The following is an 18,367-nucleotide window of genomic DNA, read 5'->3' as shown; positions in this document are numbered from 1 at the left end:
GCGAAGGTCTCACCCGCACCGCGAAGCTCTGGACTCCGCCCGCTTGTCTCGCAAAGGTAACGGGTCTGGTCCAGAAGGAAGTTCACGCTCTCCCGAAGTCATCCACCCCGTGTCACCGTCCCCTCCGGAGGATCACGTGTCCCGATCCGTCTCCCGTCGCTCCGTGCTCGCCACCACCGCCGCGGCGGCCACCGTCGCCGCCGTCGGCCCCCTCGCCACCGCCACCGCCGCCCACGCCGCCCCGCCCACCCTCCCCAACGGCACCAGCAAGGACAAGGTCCTCGTCGTCGGCATCGACGGGCTGCGCCACGACGTCATCGCCGCCGCCGGCGCCCCGCACCTCAAGGGGATGATGGCGAACGGCACGTACGGCACCTCGCTGCTGTACGCGAACCCGATGGCCGCCACCTCCTCCGGCCCCGGCTGGTCGACCATCTCCACCGGCGTCTGGCCCGACAAGCACCGGGTGAAGGACAACTCCTTCGCCGGAAAGAACTACACGCAGTACCCCGGCTTCCTCGCCCGCCTCGCCCAGGTGCGGCCCGAGCTCTCCACGTACGCCGCCGTCGACTGGAAGCCCCTGGACACCCAGGGCACGGTCACCGCGGGCGCCGACGCCAAGCTCGTCCTGGACGGCGACCGCGACGGCTACACCGGCCACGACGCCACCATCGCGGCCGACACCGAGTCCATCCTGCGCAACCAGAACCCGGACGTCGTCTTCGCCTACCTCGGCCAGGTCGACATCGTCGGCCACAACCTCGGCGCGGCTCACGCCCAGTACCGCGCCGCGATCGACGTCGTGGACGGCTACCTCGGCCGGTTCCTCGCCGCGGTCAAGGCCCGTCCCTCGTACGCCACCGAGCGGTGGACCGTCATCGTCGCCACCGACCACGGCCACACCGACGCGGGCGGCCACGGCGGCAGTTCGATCGAGGAGCGCCGCACCTTCGTCCTCGCCCAGGGCCCGGGCATCGCGGCCGGTGCCACGCCCGGGGACACCCGGCTCGTCGATGTCGCCGCCACCGTCTTCAAGCAGCTCGGCATCGCCCCCGACCCCGCCTGGGGCCTGGACGGCAAGCCGATCCAGGAGCGCTCCACCGACCCCTTCGAGGCCCTGTACCCGGCGCTCGCGGGCCGGGTCGACGAGACCGGCATCCCGGCCGGGGTCCTCGGCTGGACCCACACCGCGCCCAGCGGCTGGTCGGTCATCAACTCGGCGATGGGCACCGGGGGAGTGGCCGAGTGGCGCGGCTGGGCCTTCGCCACCGACGAGTTCTGGAGCCGCACCCAGCGCGACCAGTCCCGTGAGCTGAACGTCCGCTCGCGCGGGATCTTCGCGGTCGCCGACTCCGACGAGTGGGACGACAAGGCGTCCTCGGGCCGGTTCGACTCGACGCTGGTCACCCCGGCGTACGCGGTCGGCGGCAGGTCCACCGTGACGCTGGACTTCACCACCTTCTACCGGCCGGAGGGCAGCCAGAGCGCCCGCGTCCTCGCCTCCTGGAACGGCGGCACCCCGACCGCCGTCCGCACCTACACCTCCGAGGTGGTCTCCCAGCCGCAGTCGCTGAGCCTCGCCGTCCCGGCCGGGGCCACCAACGTGAGCTTCCGGTTCCACTACACCGGCAGCAACAACTGGTACTGGGTGATCGACGGGGTCAAGGTCACGGCGAGCTAATTATGCTGGGGGTGCCGGGACGGCGTGGTCCGGGCACCCCCAGCACGCAGTACGCACGGCAGGAGTCCCCGCACATGGCAGACCGCAAGCCGATCACTTCCTGGCTCACCGACATGGACGGCGTCCTCATCCACGAGGGCACCCCGATCCCCGGCGCCGACGCCTTCATCAAGCGGCTGCGGGATTCCGGGCTCCCCTTCCTCGTCCTCACCAACAACTCCATCTACACCGCCCGCGACCTGCACGCCCGCCTCAGCCGCATGGGCCTGGACGTGCCGGTGCGGAACATCTGGACCTCCGCCCTGGCCACCGCCCAGTTCCTGGACGACCAGCGCCCCGGCGGCACGGCGTACGTCATCGGCGAGGCCGGGCTCACCACCGCGCTGCACGACATCGGGTACGTGCTGACCGACCACGACCCGGACTACGTGGTGCTCGGCGAGACCCGTACGTACAGCTTCGAGGCGCTCACCAAGGCGATCCGGCTGATCAACGGCGGCGCCCGCTTCATCTGCACCAACCCGGACGAGACCGGGCCGTCCGCCGAGGGCCCGCTGCCCGCCACCGGTTCGGTCGCCGCCCTGATCACCAAGGCCACCGGCAAGGAGCCGTACTTCGCGGGCAAGCCCAACCCGCTGATGATGCGGACCGGGCTCAACGCGATCGGCGCCCACTCCGAGACCAGCGCCATGATCGGCGACCGGATGGACACCGACGTGCTGGCGGGGCTGGAGGCGGGGATGCAGACGTTCCTGGTCCTCACCGGGCTGACGGGCGTCGCGGACATCGACCGCTACCCGTTCCGGCCGTCCCACGTCGTCGACTCCATCGCGGACCTGGTCGACCTCATCGACCTGCCGGACCAGGCGGACCGGCCGTAACCGGCAGTACCGCCCCTGACCTGCGAGGCCCGCATCCGCAGTCCCTCCGCCGTCGCCCGAATGGAGGACTGCGGATGCGGGCCGCGAGGCCAGGCGTGAACCTTCCCCTAGGAGGTTCACGATGCGTTCACTGCCCACCACGTTCTGTGCCGCAGCGGCGGCCGCGCTCATAGCCCTGCCCGTGTCCGCCGCCCAGGCATCCCCGGCCGCCCGGGCCGGCGACGACGACAACGACCGGAGGACCGGGACCGTCTCGGTCACCCCGTCCACGACCGCCCCGGGCGGACAGGTCGAACTCTGGGTCGACATCTGCGGCAAGGGACGGGAGGCCAAGGGGAACTCCGACGCCTTCACCTCGGTCGCCCACTTCCGCCCCGCCGACAACAAGGGCCTCTTCGCCCAGGCCACCATCCGCTCCGATGCCGAACCCCGCGCCTACGACGTCTGGGTGACGTGCGAGAACGGCAAGGGCAAGGCGACCGGCACCCTCACCGTCATCCACCACAACCGGCCCTCGCCCGTGGCTCCCGTCAAGGCGGGCGGCGGAGGCACCGCCACCCTCGCCGAACGGGGAGCCGACTCCGAGGGGCCCGGTCTGCGGCACGCGGTGATCGGTCTGGTGCTCGCCGGAGTGGCCTCCGTGGTCGTCGCCCTGCGCACCTCGCGCCGCCGCCGCGACCCGGCCGCGGACTGACATGTCCGCCCCGGACCGCCCGGCAGGCACCGGGCGACTGCTCACCGGAGTGGCCTGGGCCGTGCTGCTGCTCGGCCTCTGGCTCTGGGGGCGGGACGCGTCCGGCGGGATATCGGCCCCGACCACCGGGGACGTCGCCGCGGTCGGCCGCCCGCTCGGGGCCCCGCTGCCCCCGGCGCGCGAACCGATCGGGGGCGCCGCCCCGCGCACGGTGGAGGTCCCCTCGGTCGGGATCGACGCCCCGGTCGTCCCGCGCGGTCTCGACAAGGACGGGGCCATCGACCCGCCCCCGTACGACCTGCCGCGGACGGCTGGCTGGTACGGCAAGGGCACCGAGCCCGGCGCCGAGGGGGCGGCCCTGCTGGTCGGCCATGTCGACACCGAGACGCGACCGGCCGTCTTCTACGGGCTCAGCGCGGTGCGGCCGGGCGAGCAGATCCGGGTGACCCGGGCGGACGGCAGCGTCGCCGAGTTCACCGTGGACGACGTCCAGGTCGTCACCCGGGAACGGTTCGACGCCGAGAAGGCGTACGGGCCCCGCGTGGACGGCCGGGCGGAGCTGCGGCTGCTCACCTGCGGCGGGAAATACGACAAGAAGACCCGTTCGTATACGGCGAACGTGGTGGTCTCGGCGTACCTCACCGGGGCGAAGGACGCGCAGGAAGGCATGAGCCGCGCCTGACGGGCGGCGGACAGAAGCGAACAAACCCGGCCCGGCCGGCCGCCCCTGGGGGGGGGGGCCGGCCGGGCCGGTCCTCGACCGCGTGCACCGGGCCGCGGGAGTCGCCCGGCGCGGTACGGGAGGTCGGTGCGGTACGGGGCCGATCTCTGCCGCCACTGTAGGGGGACGGGCTCCGCACCTCATCGACTTTCGAACAAGATGTCCGGAACCGACGCCTCTGTGTGAGCGTTGTAGGGGCGGGAGATGAGTCCGTTGCCACCGCTCCGGGTGGGGCCGGGCGCCCGCAGGGGCTCCGGTCCGCTGTGCCAGGATGGTTCGGACCGGCAGCACATCGGTGCAAATCCATGAGAAACAGCGCAAGCAGTGCAGGCAGTGCACCCAAGGGGGAGTGGATGTACGGCAGTTACACCGGCCGGTCCCAGGCGCGCGGGCGCGCGACGGCGGGCCTCAGGACGACCGGTACGGCGGCGGCGGTCTGCGCCGCCCTGCTGCTGGCCGGCTGCTCCGGCGGCGGAGGCGACGACGGGGACGGCGGGGACAGCGCCGGCCCTCCGGTCGTCGAGCAGCAGCCCAAGGGCCAGGACCCGTACTGGGTGAACCCCGACGGGAACGCGGCCCGCCAGGTCGCCGCGTACACGAAGGGCGGCGACGAGAAGAACGCCGCGCTGATCCGGAAGATCGCCGAGCAGCCGGTCGGCGACTGGATCAGCCCGGACAACGCCGAGGCCCAGGTCAAGGGTGTCACCGAGACGGCCGCGAAGGCCGACCGGGAGGCGCTGCTGGTCCTCTACAACATCCCGCACCGCGACTGCGGCCAGTTCTCCAAGGGCGGCGCCGCCGACGGCAACGCCTACCGCGCCTGGCTGGAGAGCGTCGCCAAGGGCATCGGGGACCGCCCGGCCACCGTGATCCTGGAGCCGGACGCCCTGCTCCACCTGGTCGACGGCTGCACCCCCCAGGAGTTCCACGAGGAGCGCTACGACCTCCTCAAGGGCGCCATCGAGCGGCTGAAGAAGCAGCCCGCCACCAAGGTCTACCTGGACGCGGGCAACGCGGCCTGGCAGACGCCCGAGGCCCTGTACCAGCCGCTCCAGCGGGCGGGCATCGCGGAGGCGGACGGCTTCTCGCTCAACGTCTCCAACTTCCAGACGACGGCCGTCTCCACCGAGTTCGGCAAGAAGCTGTCGGCGAAGATAGGGGACAAGCCCTTCGTCATCGACACCAGCCGCAACGGCAACGGCCCCTACCGGGGCGGCGACCCGGCCGAGACCTGGTGCAACCCGCCGGGCCGCGCGCTGGGCGAGGTCCCGACCACGCAGACCGGCGACGAGCTGGTCGACGCCTACCTGTGGATCAAGCGCCCCGGCGAGTCCGACGGCGAGTGCAAGGGCGGCCCGAAGGCGGGCGACTGGTGGCCGGAGTACGCCCTGGACCTGGTCCGCGCCACGAAGTAGGCAGCGAGAAGGCCGCCTCCCGGGAGCGGGTCTTCCGGGAGGCGGCCTTCCGCCATCACGTACGTACGCCTACGGCACCTCCACCCACATCCCCTCGGACGGGGTGCCCTTCTCGTCGGTGACGAACAGCATGTACCAGCCCGCCGGCACCAGCGCCCGGCTCTTCGGCACGGTGACGGTGATCCCGTCCGCCGACTTCTCCAGCTCCAGCGCGATGGTGCGCTGGTCGGTGTCGGTGACATGGGTGACCGCGGAGGGCCGCATCAGCTTCGCCGAGGTGATCTTCGAGGCGTGCTGCGTGGTGAACATGCCGGTCCCGCCGCGCTTGATGCTCTTGGGCCCGGCCGTCAGCTCGGGCCGGGAGCCCCGGAAGAGGTAGGGCGGGGTGTAGATCTCGACGCGCTGCTCGAAGACACCGGGCCGGGTGTTGGCCTTGTCCGAGAAGAGCGAGTCCGAGCCGAAGATCATGACCCGTCCGTCCGGCAGCAGCACGGAGCCCGAGTGGTAGTTGCGCCCCACCGCCGGGTCCGCGACCCGCTTGTACGTGTCCGTCTTCGCGTCGTACAGCCGGGCCTGGAGCACGTTGGAATCACTGCGCCCCCGGTAGTCGCTGGAGCCGCCGGTGACCAGCAGCGAGTCGTCGGGGAGCAGCGACGCGCTGGGGTAGCGGGTGCCCTCGGAGAGGGAGGCGCCGTCGGTGAACTCCGGGTTCTTCTTCTGGAGGTCGACCAGCCGGGACTTCTCGCTGGCCTTCTCCGACTCGCCGACCCCGCCGCCGCCGATCACCATGAACTTGTCGTCCTGGGCGGGAGGCAGCCGTACGGTCGCCGAGGTCTCCATCTGGTCCGGGTCGCTCAGCCCGGGGACCTTCTTGAACTTGTTGGTGGACAGGTCCCAGACGCCCGGGTCGCGGCCCACGTCCGCCGGACCGTAACCGGCGTTGGAGCCGGAGTAGAAGAGCTTGCCGTTGTTGAGGAGGAAGACCGCGGGGTAGGTCGGGAACTTCCGGACGATGCCGGTGTACTTCCACTTCTTGGTCTTCGGGTCGTAGATCTCGTCCTTGCCGGGGACGATCTGCCCGATCTCGTCCAGACCCGAGAGCGCGAGGACCTTGCCGTCCTCCAGCGTCGTGAGGGTCGGGTACCAGCGGGCCTCCTTCATCGGGTCGACGGGGATGTACTTCTCCGCGATCGGGTCGAACTCGAAGGCCTCGCGGATGCCCTGGAAGTCCTTCTTGTCCAGGGCCAGCTTCTGGGCGATCCCGTAGACGTTGCGCTTGTCCGTGCCGGTGAGGCCCGCGATCCGGTAGTTGTCCTCGGTCCCGGTCTCGTACTTCTTGCCGGTCTTCTCCGCCTCGACGTAGATGCGGCCGAGACCGGCGTTGTTGTGGAGGAAGGCGCCGGTGTTCTTGTCGAAGACCCGGGTGGCCTTCTCCACCAGCACCGGGTCCTTGGAGATGAACGTCTTGCCGTTGTCCCGGCCGGTGAACCGGGTGCCCGCGGGCAGGGTGATCGGCTTGTCCGGGTCCTCGTTGTGGACGATCATCAGGCCGCCGGCCTTGGTGACGTCGCCCTGGAGCTTCTCGTAGCGCTTGGTGCCGCCGGCTATGAGGAGCTTGCCGTCGGGCAACTGGGTGTGCCCGGCGCAGAACATGTCCTTGGGCGTGTGGATGTCCTTGAAGGTGTTGGCCTTCGGGTCCCACAGCACCGAGCGGAAGCTCTTGGCGTCGAAGTTCTTCTGGTTGTTCCCCGAGCCCGCGACGAGCAGCACCTTGCCGGTGTGGAGCAGCGCCGCGTGGATCGTGTTGATCCTGAACTCGGAGGGGATGTCCAGGAAGGACCAGTAGCCGTTGGCCGCCTTGTAGTCCGGCTGGTTGATCTTGTACTCGTGGTAGCGCTCGGTGCTGAAACGGTACAGCCACGGCCCGTTCGCCCCCGCGAGCGCGAGAACCACCGCCGTACTGATCGCCAGGCGGCGGGTACGGCGGCTCGGACGGTACTTCATTTCTTACGTCCCCCAAGGGCGATCTGCATGGTCTGGTCGTTACCGGGTGCGCCTGGTGTGCCGGGCGTACTGGCTGTGCCGGATGCGCCGGGCAGTGGCTGTGGCCGGGGCTCCGGGGCCGGGCCGCCGCTGCGGTGCGAGCCGCCCGTCCGGCGTTTCTTCTTCTCGGCGCGGATCGTGTACCGCCAGCCGATGATCGGCGCGGCGGTGATCAGCAGCGCCAGGGAGGCCCACGTGATCATCGCGGGATGGTTGTGGCCGAAGAAGAACGAGGAGACCATCGACGCGCCGAAGACGAAGATGAAGAACAGGTGGATGCGGAAGGTGCCGAAGAGGGTGTCCGGGCTGGAGGAGTCGCCCTTGGGGGTCACCACGAACGAGCTCTTGCGGCGCAGCACCGCATCCATCAGCGAGCGCGCGTAGATCGGCGCGGAGAGCGCGGACATCACCATGCCGGCCAGTCCGCCGGAGCCCTCGGGCTCGTGCGGCGAGACGTTGTGGCGGCGGTTCCAGATGTAGAGGCCGATCTGGAGCGCGGAGGCGTTCCCGTACAGCATCATCCAGATCGTCGGGTCGATCTGGACACCGGAGGCACCCATACCGAGGAACAGGGCGCAGCTGAGGGCCGCGAGGATCCAGTTCATCGCCGACATCGGATAGAAGATGATCATCATCGTGTAGTTGAAGAGCTTGCCGGGCGGCATGGACCCGAAGCCCTTCCAGAACTGCCCGATGATCGTCTCGTACGTACCGCGCGACCAGCGCAGCTGCTGGGTGAAGAAGTCCGTCCACGCGGTCGGGCCCTCGCCGACGGCCAGCACGTCCGGGGTGTAGACCGAGCGCCACTTCTTGCCGGTGACCGGGTTGCGGTGGCGGTGGATCTCGAAGCCGGTGGCCATGTCCTCGGTGATCGAGTCGTACAGACCGCCGATCTGCTTGAGCGCGGTGATGCGCACCGCGTTGCTCGTGCCGACGAACATGGGGGCGCCGTAGCGGTTGCCCGCGCGCTGGATCAGGGCGTGGAAGAGGAACTGCTGGGACTCGGCGGCCTTGGTGACGAAGGTGTCGTAGTTGCCGTAGACCTGCGGGCCGATGACGAAGCCGACGTCCGGGTCGCGGAAGTAGCCGAGCATCCGCTCCAGGTAGTTCGGCAGCGGGATGTGGTCGGTGTCGACCGAGGCGAAGAAGTCGTAGTCGCCGCCGTGCGCGTCCAGCCAGGCGTTGTAGTTGCCGTGCTTGGTCTTGGCGCGGTGCGGGCCCTTGGCCTGGTTCCAGTGGGCGACGCCCTTGCGGGAGAAGTGGTGCACGCCGAGCCGGGCGCAGACCTCCTTGACCGCCGGGTCGTTGCCCTCGTCCAGCAGCCAGACGTGCATCAGCCCGCGGTGGCGGATCTTGACGGCCGCCTCCAGGGTCTTCGTCACCATCTCCAGCGGTTCCTTGCCGGGGACGAAGGAGGTGAGGAAGGCGACCCGGGTGCCGGTCTCCGGCACCACCGGGACCGGGTCCCGGGCGACGAGGGTGGCATGCGCGTTGGACAGGACGTTCATCGTGCGGAACAGCTCGATCAGCCCGATCGAGACCAGCATGATGATGTCGAGGACCAGCAGGAGATCGTTGTCAAGATTCGGATCGCGGTCGGTCCAGTGGCTGGGCTGCATCAGCCAGGCGAAGAGACCGAGCGAGACGAGCGGAGCCGCGCCGAGCAGGAGTGCCGCGCGCACCCGGTGCGGCTCCTGGGATATCAGCGAGCGGTACTGGACCTTGTACGGCTTGCCCGCGGGGGGCTGCGTCAGCGGCCCGGCCAGCCGACTGTAGTGCTCGTAGTCGTAGCGCGGCAGCTCTTTCTTCGCACGCCGCCGCGCCCCTCCGGCTTTCAGCTGCGCCGGTATCCGGAGCTGCGTGGTCCGAGAAGCTTCGTTCTCCGGCCGGTCGCCTGGCGGCGTCGACGTCATGGGTCATCCCCCCGCACGCATCGTGGTGCGTGACTGGTCGGTCTCTACGTGTACGGCGGGACCCCGGTTCTTCACCGGGCACGCACACGGTGGCGGGCCACCTTCACCACAGACACGGATGGGTGGCCTTCCGGTTGCATGATGCCCCCTCGGAGTCCGCTCCCGAGCGGGACCCCCACCCCGCGGAGCGGACAACCGGAACTTCACGTTCTGCTGACCCAACTGTACGGATCACCAGCCCCCTTGGGGCCTGTCGACCCCCAGACAGATTGTCCGACAGTGAACGGGACCGCAAGGGTGAAACAGACTGTTTACCAGCCATACGCACGATTTGGGTAGTGCCGGTAAAGGGGGCGTAAGGAAGTGATGGACAGCGCCCCCCGAGCCGCCGCCTCCGCCTGGTTACGCTCCGCACTCCATCTGTCGCTTTCCGTGCAGGGGTAGGGGGTGTCGTCGATCCCGAAGCAGGGAATGATCAAGGCCCCCTCACACTCGGTGAGGGGGCCTTGACTGTGCGTGCGCCGTCAGGGACTCGAACCCCGGACCCGCTGATTAAGAGTCAGCTGCTCTAACCAACTGAGCTAACGGCGCCTGCTGACCTGGAGAACTCTACCCGACTCCGGCAGGTGCTCCGGACCATTTACCCGCCGCCACGCCCTGTCGGATGGTCGTTTTTTCCCATTGGTCCGTCAAAATACGTTATGTCGGGAGTGTTGAGACACGGACGCCCGTCGCAGCTGCGCCCAAAGATCTTGACGAGTGACGAGTGCGGAGGGGAATCGCATGACTGTGCCGGTCTTCGAGGAGTACGAGCCCGCCATCGACTGCACCTGTGCGGGGTGCGCCCTGCAACGGCGGACCGCCGCGCGGGCCGTCCCGGTACGGTACGGCGGCCACCCCGCCGCGCACGGTGCCCGCCGGGCCCTGGTCCTGGCCACCGCCGCCGGGATGGTCCTCTCCTGCGGGGCCGCCGAGGCCGCGGCCGCCGCCGGCCACAGCGTGGGAGCCCCCCGGGCCGACCCGGACCCCGTCCCCGAGGGCCCCGAGCCGGCCACCACCCCGCAGGGCGAGAAGGGTCCCCTGAAGGGGGCCGGTGCCTCCGGGGCCTCCTCCGACGGCGCGGTCCTGGCGAAGACCACCCGGGCCGAGATCATCAACCGGGCCAAGCGGTGGGTCGCCGCGAAGGTTCCGTACAGCATGGAGAAGTACTGGTCGGACGGGTACCGGCAGGACTGCTCCGGCTATGTGTCCATGGCCTGGAACCTCGGCACCAACGAGTGGACCGGCAGCCTCGCGAGCTTCGGGACCCGGATCGCCCGCGCCGACCTCCAGCCCGGCGACATGCTCCTCTTCCACAACCCCGCCGACCCCTCCAAGGGCTCCCACGTCACCATCTTCGGCGGCTGGACCGACTACCGGCACACCCACTACATCGCCTACGAGCAGGCGCGCCCGCGCACGCGGAGGCAGTCGACGCCCATGGCGTACTGGAACAACTCCGACCGGTACGTCGCCTACCGCTACAAGGGCGTCAGCGCCGGCTCGCCCGGCTCCGGCTCCGCCACCGCCTTCCCCGGGGCCGACAAGTTCGGCCCCGGCGCCGACAACGCCCATGTCACCCGGCTCGGCGAGATGCTGGTGGCGCGCGGCGGAAAACGGTTCTACGAGATCGGCCCCGGGCCCGTGTGGGGCGCGGCGGACCGGCGGGCCACGCAGGCGTTCCAGCAGGCCCAGGGGTGGCGGGGCGCGGAGGCGGACGGCATCCCCGGCCCGGACACCTGGCGCCTGCTGACCACGGGCACCGGCCGTGACATCCCGGCCGCCGCCACGGGCGGCAGCCCGAACACCTCCTTCGCCTTCCCCGGCCGCGGCTATTTCCAGCCGGGTCAGTCCAACAGCCATGTCGACCGGCTCGGCAGACAGTTGGTGAAGAAGGGATACGGCAGGCACTACGTATCGGGCCCCGACCCACGCTGGACCGAGGCGGACCGCCGCAATGTCGAGGCGTTCCAGCGGGCCCAGGGCTGGCGCGGCAGCGCGGCCGACGGATACCCGGGGCCGGAGACCTGGCGCCGGCTTTTCGCTTGACGGGCCAGAGGAGTGAGGGCCTGACGGCCCCGACGGATGACGGATGACGGATGACGGAAAGGAACAGGGAACCGGTGACCCCAGACCAGAACCCCCAGCCCCGCCCCGACCACGACCCGCGCGGCGAGACCCCCATGCCGCTGATCGACGACGTGGCGCTGCACCCCGCGCCGCACGCCACCTTGCCGCCACTGTTCCGCCCCAAGGAGGAGGAGCCTTTGGCGACCGATCCGGGCCCGGATGCGGTGGGGGGCTCGGGCCCGGTGGCGGAGGACGTGGGGGTGGGGCCGGTGGTGGACGAGGCCGGTGCGTCTGACCCGAGCCCGGACCCGGACCCCGTGGTGGGCGAGGCCGACGGCCCCCGCCCTGACCCGAGCCCGGCGGTGGACGACGCCGATGCCCCGGCCCCCGCCCCCCAGCTCAAGCCGGTACGCCTCGATCACCCGGGCCGGAGTCTGCATCTGGAACCCGGTGTCCCGCATGTCCGGACCGTCCGCCCGGAGGGCCCCGGTTCCGGGTCCGGGTCCGACCTGGCCGACGGGGGCCCGCACTTCCAGCCCGTCCGGCGTTCGAGGACGGAACCCTCGGCGGAGTGGACCCCGCTCCCCGCGTACGCCGAGGAGGCCGGGCCCCGCCCGAAGCCTGCCCCCGACGCGCGTACGGGTACGGGCCCGGGCACCCCCGACGACACCGGCCCCGGCCTCGGCCCCGACACCGAGCTGGACCTCGTCCTCGACCTCGACCTCGCCCCCGGCGCCCGCGCCGCCTCCACCGCCGTCTCCGTCTCCGTACCGGCTCCGCACCCCCCGCCCCACCCGCGCCGCCACTCCGTCATCCTCAACGAGTCCACCGCCTCCATCCCCGTACACCTCCTCTTCCGCGACGATCCGGAGACCCCCGAACCCACCGCACTCCCCACGGCCGTGGCCCGCCGCACCACCCCCGACCGCACCGGCCAAGGCGCCGGCCCCGCCGACCGCACCCCCCGCCCCCGCTCGCCCCACCCCCGCGTCGAGCCCCCCACCCGCCCCGCCCCCCTCGCCGACCCCCGCCTCGCCGAGCGTTCCGGCCCCGCCCTCTCCGGGTACGCCGCCCTGCTCGCCGGGGCCGCCGGACTCCTCGGCGTACTGGCGGTCCTGTGGTGGCGCGGGGCCCTGCCCGCCGCCGTACAGGGCGCCGTGGGCCTGGCCCCCCGCCCGTACGAGGGGATCGGCGCCGGGGTCTGGGCCGGGCTCGCCCTCCTGGGCGCCCTCGTCGTCCTCGCGCTCGGCGGCCTGGGCCGCGGCCGCGTCGGGTACGCCTGGGTGCTCACGCTCTTCGGCGACTACCGGGGCAGCGTCCGGCGCACCGGCCTGGTCTGGGTCTCGCCCCTCCTGCTGCGCCGCCGCGTCGACGTACGCCTGCGCCACTGGCGCAGCGAACCGCTCCCCGCCGTGGACGCCAACGGCACCGCCCTGCGCGTCGTCGTCCTGGTGGTCTGGCGGATCAAGGACACCGTGCGCGCCGCCCTCGGCATCGAGGACCACGAGGCGTATCTGCGGGCGCAGGTCGAGTCCGCGATGGCCCGGGTCCTCTCGCAGCTGCCCGCCGACGCGTTCCACGAGGACGCCCCGACTCTCCGTGACGCGGAGGCAGTTGGCGACGCCCTGACCCGGATGCTGAAGGCGGACTGCGAACCGGTCGGCGTCGAGGTGTACTCGGCGCAGCCGACCGGAATCGAGTACGCACCCGAGGTCGCGGCGGCGATGCAGCGGCGGCGGATCGCCGCCATCGACGCCAAGCACCGCGACAGCGTGCTGACTTCGGTGGTCGACGCGGTGGACGACACCGTCAACCGGCTCACCGCGCGCGGCATCGTCGAACTCGACGACTACGAACGCAAGGCGCTGGTCAAGGACTTGACAGTCGCTTTCTACACCGGCCGCAGCGGCGGGGGAGACGGAGCCTGAGCGGACCGTACGTCGTCGAAGGGGCCCGGGAGCGTGACGCCGGGCCCCTTTCGCGTTCCCGGAATCCGATGCTCATTGGTCTGGACATGTTCATGCAGCGTCAATAATCTAAGACTTGGTCTAGACCGCAGCATCCCCACTCTGCACCACGACGCATCACGCACCACACATCCCCATCACGCACCAAGCGCGCAGCATGTCGAGCAGTGCTCATGAACCTCCCCCACGTTCTAGAGGAGCGACAGCAATGCGGAAAAAGGTAAGCGCGGCCGTGCTCGGCCTCGCGGTAGCGGGCGTCTCGGTGCTCGCCACCACCAGCGCCAGCAGCCACGGCTACACGGACTCGCCCATCAGCCGCCAGAAACTCTGTGCCAACGGCACGGTCACCGGCTGCGGCAACATCCAGTGGGAGCCGCAGAGCGTCGAGGGGCCCAAGGGCTTCCCGGGCTCGGGCCCCGCCGACGGCAGGATCTGTGCCGGCGGCAACGGGCAGTTCGCCCAGCTCGACGACCCGCGCGGCGGCAACTGGCCCGCCACCCAGGTCACCGGCGGACAGGGCTACAACTTCCGCTGGCAGTTCACCGCCCGCCACCGGACCAGCGACTTCCGCTACTTCATCACCAAGAACGGCTGGGACTCCACCAAGCCGCTCACCCGGGCCGCGCTGGAATCGCAGCCCTTCATGACCGTGCCGTACGGGGGCCAGCAGCCGCCGGCCACGCTGACCCACCAGGGCACGATCCCCACCCAGAAGACCGGCAAGCACATCATCCTCGCCGTCTGGGACGTCGCGGACACCACGAACGCGTTCTACGCGTGCTCGGACGTCAGGTTCTGACGCCGCGCGGGGCAGCCGCACGACTGCCCTGACATCTCCACCTCTCCCGCTGTGGCTCGATACGGCGGCCCTGGGCCGGGGCCGCCGTTGTCGTCGGCCGGGCCGCAGCGGAACCGGAGTGGGAACAGCACAGTGGGCGGCCTCCGTGAAGGAGACCGCCCACTGGTGTGTCGTGCGCCGTCAGGGACTCGAACCCCGGACCCGCTGATTAAGAGTCAGCTGCTCTAACCAACTGAGCTAACGGCGCCTGCTGACTCGAAAATAATACCTGGTCCCGAGGGATGCTGATGACACCCGCCTCCCGGGGCCGCTTCTACGCGCTCTGGCGGGAGCTGACCATGTCCGGGATCAGCGGGCCGATCCAGGCGGCGAACGGCTCCCACAGCTCCGCCCCCGCCGCCCGGACGATCTCGTTGGGGTCCTCGGCGGCGTCGAGGCCGAGGCGCTCCCGCAGCCAGGCGCGGAACGCCGGGTTCTCCGGGCAGGGGTCCCACTCGTCGTCCTCCTCGCGCTCGTCGTAGTAGTCGAGGCTGTCCCACTCGCCCATCGGGGACCAGCCGGCGGCGACGACGCGCAGCAGCTCGGGCAGATCGCGGGCCACGACATGGACCCCGCCCTCGTCGCCCAGGAAGAGCACCGGGAGCGACGCGAGGTCGGCGCGGTCGTCCCGCAGCCAGATCGCGTACGTGGAGCCGGAGCCGTTCGCCTGCGCGAAGGGGCGGATACGGCCGGAGAGCTGGGGGTAGCCGCCGTCGTCCTCGCCGAACGGGAGCAGCTCGAAGCCGGGGGCGTAGAAGTCGTCGACGCTGTCGTCGAACTCCCTGAGCTGCTTCAGCAGCGGTATGGGTGGGTGCATGGCGGTGAGGCTACCCGCCGCCGGGACCGGCCGGGGCGGACCCGGCACCGCGGCGCCGGGCTGACATGGCACCGGGGTGCCGGGCCACCGCAGTAGTGCCAGGCCCCGGGCGGCCACGGCACCAGCCCCAGGGCCCCTACAGGGCCAGCGACAGCAGCACCGGAGCCGCGCGCCGGTTCAGGGTGTCCGCCGCCTCGCGGAGCCGGTGGGCCTCCTCGATCGGCAGCGAGAGCGCGAGGCATCCGGCGGTGGCCCCGGCCGTCAGCGGGACCGCCGCGCAGACGGTGCCCACCGCGTACTCCTGGAGGTCCAGCACCGGGACCGTGGCGGGCTGGGCGTCCAGCTTGGAGAAGAGGACCTTCTCGTTGGTGATCGTCCGCGAGGTGAGCCGGGCGATTCGGTGCCGGGAGAGGTGGTCGCGCCGCCCCTCGTGGTCGAGCTGGGCCAGCAGGCACTTGCCGACCGCGCTGGCGTGCGCGGAGGAGCGGAAGTCCACCCACTCGTTGACCGCCGGGGTGAGCGGGCCGTCGGCGACCTGGACGACGCTGACCTCTCCGTCCACGTACCGGCTGAGGTAGACGGCGGCGCCGACCGAGTCGCGCAGCTGGTCCAGGGCGAGCTGGAGCCGCCCCTCCAGGGCCTGTCGGCGGGCCGCCCCGGAGCCGAGGAGGAGCAGTGAGGCCCCTATGACGTACGCGCCGTCGCTGACCTGCTCGACATACCCCTCGCGGCGCAGCGTCAGGAGCAGGGGAGCGAGATGCCCGGCCGGCAGCCCCGTCTCACGGGAGATCCGGTCCTCGGTCACACCGTCGCCGTGCCGGGAGACCGTTTCGAGCACGCGCAGGGCGTACTGCACCGAGTGGAACGGTGCGGTCGGCTCGGGCTTCAACGCCACGGTGTCCCCCTACAAGGTTGTGACCGCAAGCTTCGGGCCCACGATAGCCGCCGGGCCCCGCTTTCGGGGTGGCAGTTGACGAGTCAGTAGGGGCGCCCCGGACCTGTCATCTGGGGCGCACCCGTATGGCATATGCCAGCGTCATGGGCGGTGGGTCAATCGTGAGGTCACAGCACCGCGTTGAGGAACTCGCGCGTACGTTCGTGCGAGGGATCGGAGAAGATTTTCTCCGGCGTTCCGGACTCCACGACCCGACCCGCGTCGAACATCAGCACCTTCTCGGAGACGTCCCGGGCGAAGTTCATCTCATGGGTCACACAGAGCATGGTGATGTCGGTGTTCCGGGCGATGTCGCCGAGCAGCTCCAGCACCCCCGCCACCAGCTCCGGGTCGAGCGCCGATGTCACCTCGTCCAGCAGCAGGATCTCCGGCTCCATCGCCAGCGCCCGGGCGATGGCCACCCGCTGCTGCTGGCCGCCGGAGAGCTGGGAGGGGTGCGCGTCGACCTTGCCGGAGAGCCCCACCAGGTCCAGCAGCTCCCGGGCCCGGGTCTCGGCCTCCTCGCGGCCCTTGCCCAGGACGCTGATGGGCGCCTCGGTGATGTTCTGGAGCACCTTCATATTGGGGAAGAGGTTGAACTGCTGGAAGACCATCCCGATCTTCTTCCGGGACTCCCGCAGCTGCTTCTCGCCCGCCGGCTTCAGCGCCCCGCCCGGGGTGCGGACGTGGGAGAGCGGGGAGCCGTTGACCCAGATCACCCCGTCGCTGACCTTCTCCAGCGTCATCAGCAGCCGCAGGATCGTGGTCTTGCCCGAGCCGCTGGGCCCGATCAGGGTGACGTGCTCGCCGCGGTCGACGGTGAAGTCCAGCTCGTCCAGGACCACATGGTCGCCGTAGCGCTTGACCACCTTGTCGAAGCGGACCAGCGGCTTTTCCGTGCTCCCGGCCGCCGGGACCGCGTCCTCGGGGGCCGGAGCCTCTGTCTTCTTCAGCGGGGACTCCGTCTTCTTCAGGGGTTCAGTGGCCAAGGCGCTTCTCCAGCTTCCTCATCAACAGCGACGTGGGGTAGCTCGCGACCAGGAAGACCAGGCCCGCGAGGGTGAACGCCTCGGTGTACGCGAAGTGCTCGGCCCCGTACTTCCGGGCCTCGAAGACCATCTCCTGCACCATGATCACGGCGAGGAACGGGGTCTCCTTGAACATCGAGATCGCGTAGTTCCCGAGGGCGGGCAGCACATTGCGCACCGCCTGCGGCAGGATCACGGCCTGCCAGGTCCGCCGGGGCGGCAGCGACAGCGCGCGGCACGCCTCCCACTGACCCTTCGGTACGCCGTCGATCCCGGCCCGGTAGACCTCGGAGGTGTACGCGGCGTAGTGGACGCCCAGCACCACGATGCCGATGGTCAGCGGCTCGACCGTGTTGAACAGGGCCGCCGCGCCGACCAGTTGGACCAGCAGCGGGGTGGAGCGGACGAACTCCATGACGACCCGCACCGGGACCGTCACGAACCGGCTCGGCGCCCGCCCGGCCACCGCCACGGCCAGTCCGAGCACGGCGGCCACCAGGGTGCCGAGCACGGTGGCCAGCAGGGTGACCTTGAAGCCCTGGAGCACCAGGGGCAGGACCTCCCCGGCGGCCTCCCAGTCGAAGCCGTTCACGCGGTACCTCCCGTGGTGGCGGTGGTCGCGCTGCGGCTCTTGAACAGGCTCTTCGCGCCGGGCTCCAGGCCGAGCCGCCGCTTGGCGGTCCGCTCCAGCAGGTTCATCAGCAGCGTCAGCGCGTAGGCCAGCACGAAGTAGACGGCCAGCAGGGTCAGATAGGCGGTGAGCGTCTCACCTGTACGGTCGCGCAGCGTCTGGACCACCGTCATCAGATCGGCGGCCGAGATCAGCCAGAGCAGCGGGGTCGCCTTCAGCAGCTGGATCAGCAGATTGGTGAAGCTCGGGATCATCTGGACCCAGGCCTGCGGCAGGATCACCTTCCGCATCCGCCGCGCCGGGCTCAGGTTGAGCGCGATCGCCGCCTCGTACTGCCCGCGCGGTACGGAGTTGACGGCACCGCGCACGACTTCGGCGCCGTACGCACCGAAGTTGAGGCCGAAGGCGACCACCCCGCAGACCAGCGGGGTGAGTTCGTACCCCGTCAGCGGCGGCATCGCGTAGTAGAGCCAGAACAGCTGGACGTAGAGGGAGGTGCCCCGGAAGAACTCCACGACCACCCGGGAGACCCCGCGCGCCAGGAGCAGCCGGCTGCCCGCCATCAGCCCCAGCGCGAAGGCCAGGACGAGAGCGAGCAGCGCACCGAGGACCGTGGCCTCCAGCGTCACCCACAGCCCCGCCCGGACCTGGGGGAACTCCTCGGCGAGGAGCGAGAAGAAGTCACTCATACGTGT

Annotated in this window: 15 protein-coding genes and 2 tRNA genes; 8 read left to right on the top strand and 9 right to left on the bottom strand. The window is 70.7% G+C overall.

Annotated features, from left to right (window positions below; all coding sequences use genetic code 11):
* The first annotated feature begins 136 nt into the window (after nucleotides 1-136).
* The 5 genes from ACFW9Z_RS24825 to ACFW9Z_RS24805 all read left to right on the top strand — a co-directional run bounded on the left by ACFW9Z_RS24825 (nucleotide 137) and on the right by ACFW9Z_RS24805 (nucleotide 5,392).
* Complete coding sequence (locus ACFW9Z_RS24825; protein WP_384644555.1) at nucleotides 137-1,681, top strand: alkaline phosphatase family protein; 1,545 nt, start codon at nucleotides 137-139, stop codon at nucleotides 1,679-1,681.
* Nucleotides 1,682-1,755: 74 nt separating this feature from the next.
* Nucleotides 1,756-2,562, top strand: a complete 807-nt coding sequence (locus tag ACFW9Z_RS24820; RefSeq protein WP_384644553.1) for an HAD-IIA family hydrolase — start codon at nucleotides 1,756-1,758, stop codon at nucleotides 2,560-2,562.
* 121 nt (nucleotides 2,563-2,683) lie between these two features.
* Nucleotides 2,684-3,256 (top strand): hypothetical protein, encoded by a 573-nt coding sequence (locus ACFW9Z_RS24815; protein WP_384644551.1) that lies wholly within the window; start codon nucleotides 2,684-2,686, stop codon nucleotides 3,254-3,256.
* Between the two features lies 1 nt (nucleotide 3,257).
* Complete coding sequence (locus ACFW9Z_RS24810) at nucleotides 3,258-3,938, top strand: class F sortase (protein ID WP_384644549.1); 681 nt, start codon at nucleotides 3,258-3,260, stop codon at nucleotides 3,936-3,938.
* Between the two features lie 392 nt (nucleotides 3,939-4,330).
* Nucleotides 4,331-5,392 carry a glycoside hydrolase family 6 protein gene (locus ACFW9Z_RS24805; RefSeq protein ID WP_384644547.1) on the top strand — a complete coding sequence of 354 codons (1,062 nt, stop codon included), beginning with the start codon at nucleotides 4,331-4,333 and terminating at the stop codon, nucleotides 5,390-5,392.
* Between the two features lie 69 nt (nucleotides 5,393-5,461).
* Here ACFW9Z_RS24805 and ACFW9Z_RS24800 read toward each other — a convergent pair whose 3' ends face one another.
* The 3 genes from ACFW9Z_RS24800 to ACFW9Z_RS24790 form a co-directional block, all read right to left on the bottom strand.
* On the bottom strand, nucleotides 5,462-7,396 hold the full coding sequence (locus ACFW9Z_RS24800; protein WP_384644545.1) for a galactose oxidase-like domain-containing protein: 1,935 nt from the start codon (nucleotides 7,394-7,396) through the stop codon (nucleotides 5,462-5,464).
* Nucleotides 7,393-9,348, bottom strand: coding sequence for a glycosyltransferase (locus tag ACFW9Z_RS24795; protein ID WP_384644543.1), 1,956 nt, complete (start codon nucleotides 9,346-9,348; stop codon nucleotides 7,393-7,395). The genes ACFW9Z_RS24800 and ACFW9Z_RS24795 overlap by 4 nt, the downstream gene beginning before the upstream one ends.
* Before the next feature lie 517 nt (nucleotides 9,349-9,865).
* Nucleotides 9,866-9,939: transfer RNA gene (locus ACFW9Z_RS24790), tRNA-Lys, on the bottom strand.
* A gap of 192 nt (nucleotides 9,940-10,131) precedes the next feature.
* On the opposite strand from ACFW9Z_RS24790, the gene ACFW9Z_RS24785 reads away from it, so the two are divergent.
* From ACFW9Z_RS24785 to ACFW9Z_RS24775, 3 genes are all read left to right on the top strand, one after another.
* A complete protein-coding gene (locus tag ACFW9Z_RS24785; RefSeq protein ID WP_384644541.1) occupies nucleotides 10,132-11,436 on the top strand; it encodes a peptidoglycan-binding protein in 1,305 nt (434 codons plus the stop codon).
* A gap of 74 nt (nucleotides 11,437-11,510) precedes the next feature.
* On the top strand, nucleotides 11,511-13,385 hold the full coding sequence (locus tag ACFW9Z_RS24780; RefSeq protein ID WP_384644539.1) for an SPFH domain-containing protein: 1,875 nt from the start codon (nucleotides 11,511-11,513) through the stop codon (nucleotides 13,383-13,385).
* Nucleotides 13,386-13,632: 247 nt separating this feature from the next.
* Complete coding sequence (locus ACFW9Z_RS24775) at nucleotides 13,633-14,223, top strand: lytic polysaccharide monooxygenase (RefSeq protein ID WP_384644538.1); 591 nt, start codon at nucleotides 13,633-13,635, stop codon at nucleotides 14,221-14,223.
* A 173-nt stretch (nucleotides 14,224-14,396) separates the two neighbouring features.
* Here ACFW9Z_RS24775 and ACFW9Z_RS24770 read toward each other — a convergent pair.
* The 6 genes from ACFW9Z_RS24770 to ehuC form a co-directional block, all read right to left on the bottom strand.
* Nucleotides 14,397-14,470: transfer RNA gene (locus ACFW9Z_RS24770), tRNA-Lys, on the bottom strand.
* Nucleotides 14,471-14,536: 66 nt separating this feature from the next.
* Nucleotides 14,537-15,079: a hypothetical protein gene (locus tag ACFW9Z_RS24765; RefSeq protein WP_384644536.1), complete on the bottom strand. Its 543-nt coding sequence runs from the start codon at nucleotides 15,077-15,079 to the stop codon at nucleotides 14,537-14,539.
* A gap of 136 nt (nucleotides 15,080-15,215) precedes the next feature.
* Nucleotides 15,216-15,974 (bottom strand): IclR family transcriptional regulator, encoded by a 759-nt coding sequence (locus tag ACFW9Z_RS24760; protein WP_384644534.1) that lies wholly within the window; start codon nucleotides 15,972-15,974, stop codon nucleotides 15,216-15,218.
* A gap of 167 nt (nucleotides 15,975-16,141) precedes the next feature.
* Entirely contained in the window at nucleotides 16,142-17,002 is an 861-nt protein-coding gene (gene ehuA, locus ACFW9Z_RS24755; RefSeq protein ID WP_384644532.1) for an ectoine/hydroxyectoine ABC transporter ATP-binding protein EhuA, read from the bottom strand.
* Nucleotides 16,992-17,633 (bottom strand): ectoine/hydroxyectoine ABC transporter permease subunit EhuD, encoded by a 642-nt coding sequence (gene ehuD, locus ACFW9Z_RS24750; protein WP_384644530.1) that lies wholly within the window; start codon nucleotides 17,631-17,633, stop codon nucleotides 16,992-16,994. The genes ehuA and ehuD overlap by 11 nt, the downstream gene beginning before the upstream one ends.
* Nucleotides 17,630-18,361 carry an ectoine/hydroxyectoine ABC transporter permease subunit EhuC gene (gene ehuC, locus ACFW9Z_RS24745; RefSeq protein WP_384644528.1) on the bottom strand — a complete coding sequence of 244 codons (732 nt, stop codon included), beginning with the start codon at nucleotides 18,359-18,361 and terminating at the stop codon, nucleotides 17,630-17,632. The genes ehuD and ehuC overlap by 4 nt, the downstream gene beginning before the upstream one ends.
* Nucleotides 18,362-18,367 lie beyond the last annotated feature (6 nt).

Source organism: Streptomyces sp. NPDC059452, from assembly GCF_042750035.1.
Lineage (GTDB): Bacteria > Actinomycetota > Actinomycetes > Streptomycetales > Streptomycetaceae > Streptomyces.
The sequence above is the reverse complement of the archived record's forward strand: the minus strand, read 5'-3'. Positions and strand labels throughout refer to the sequence as shown.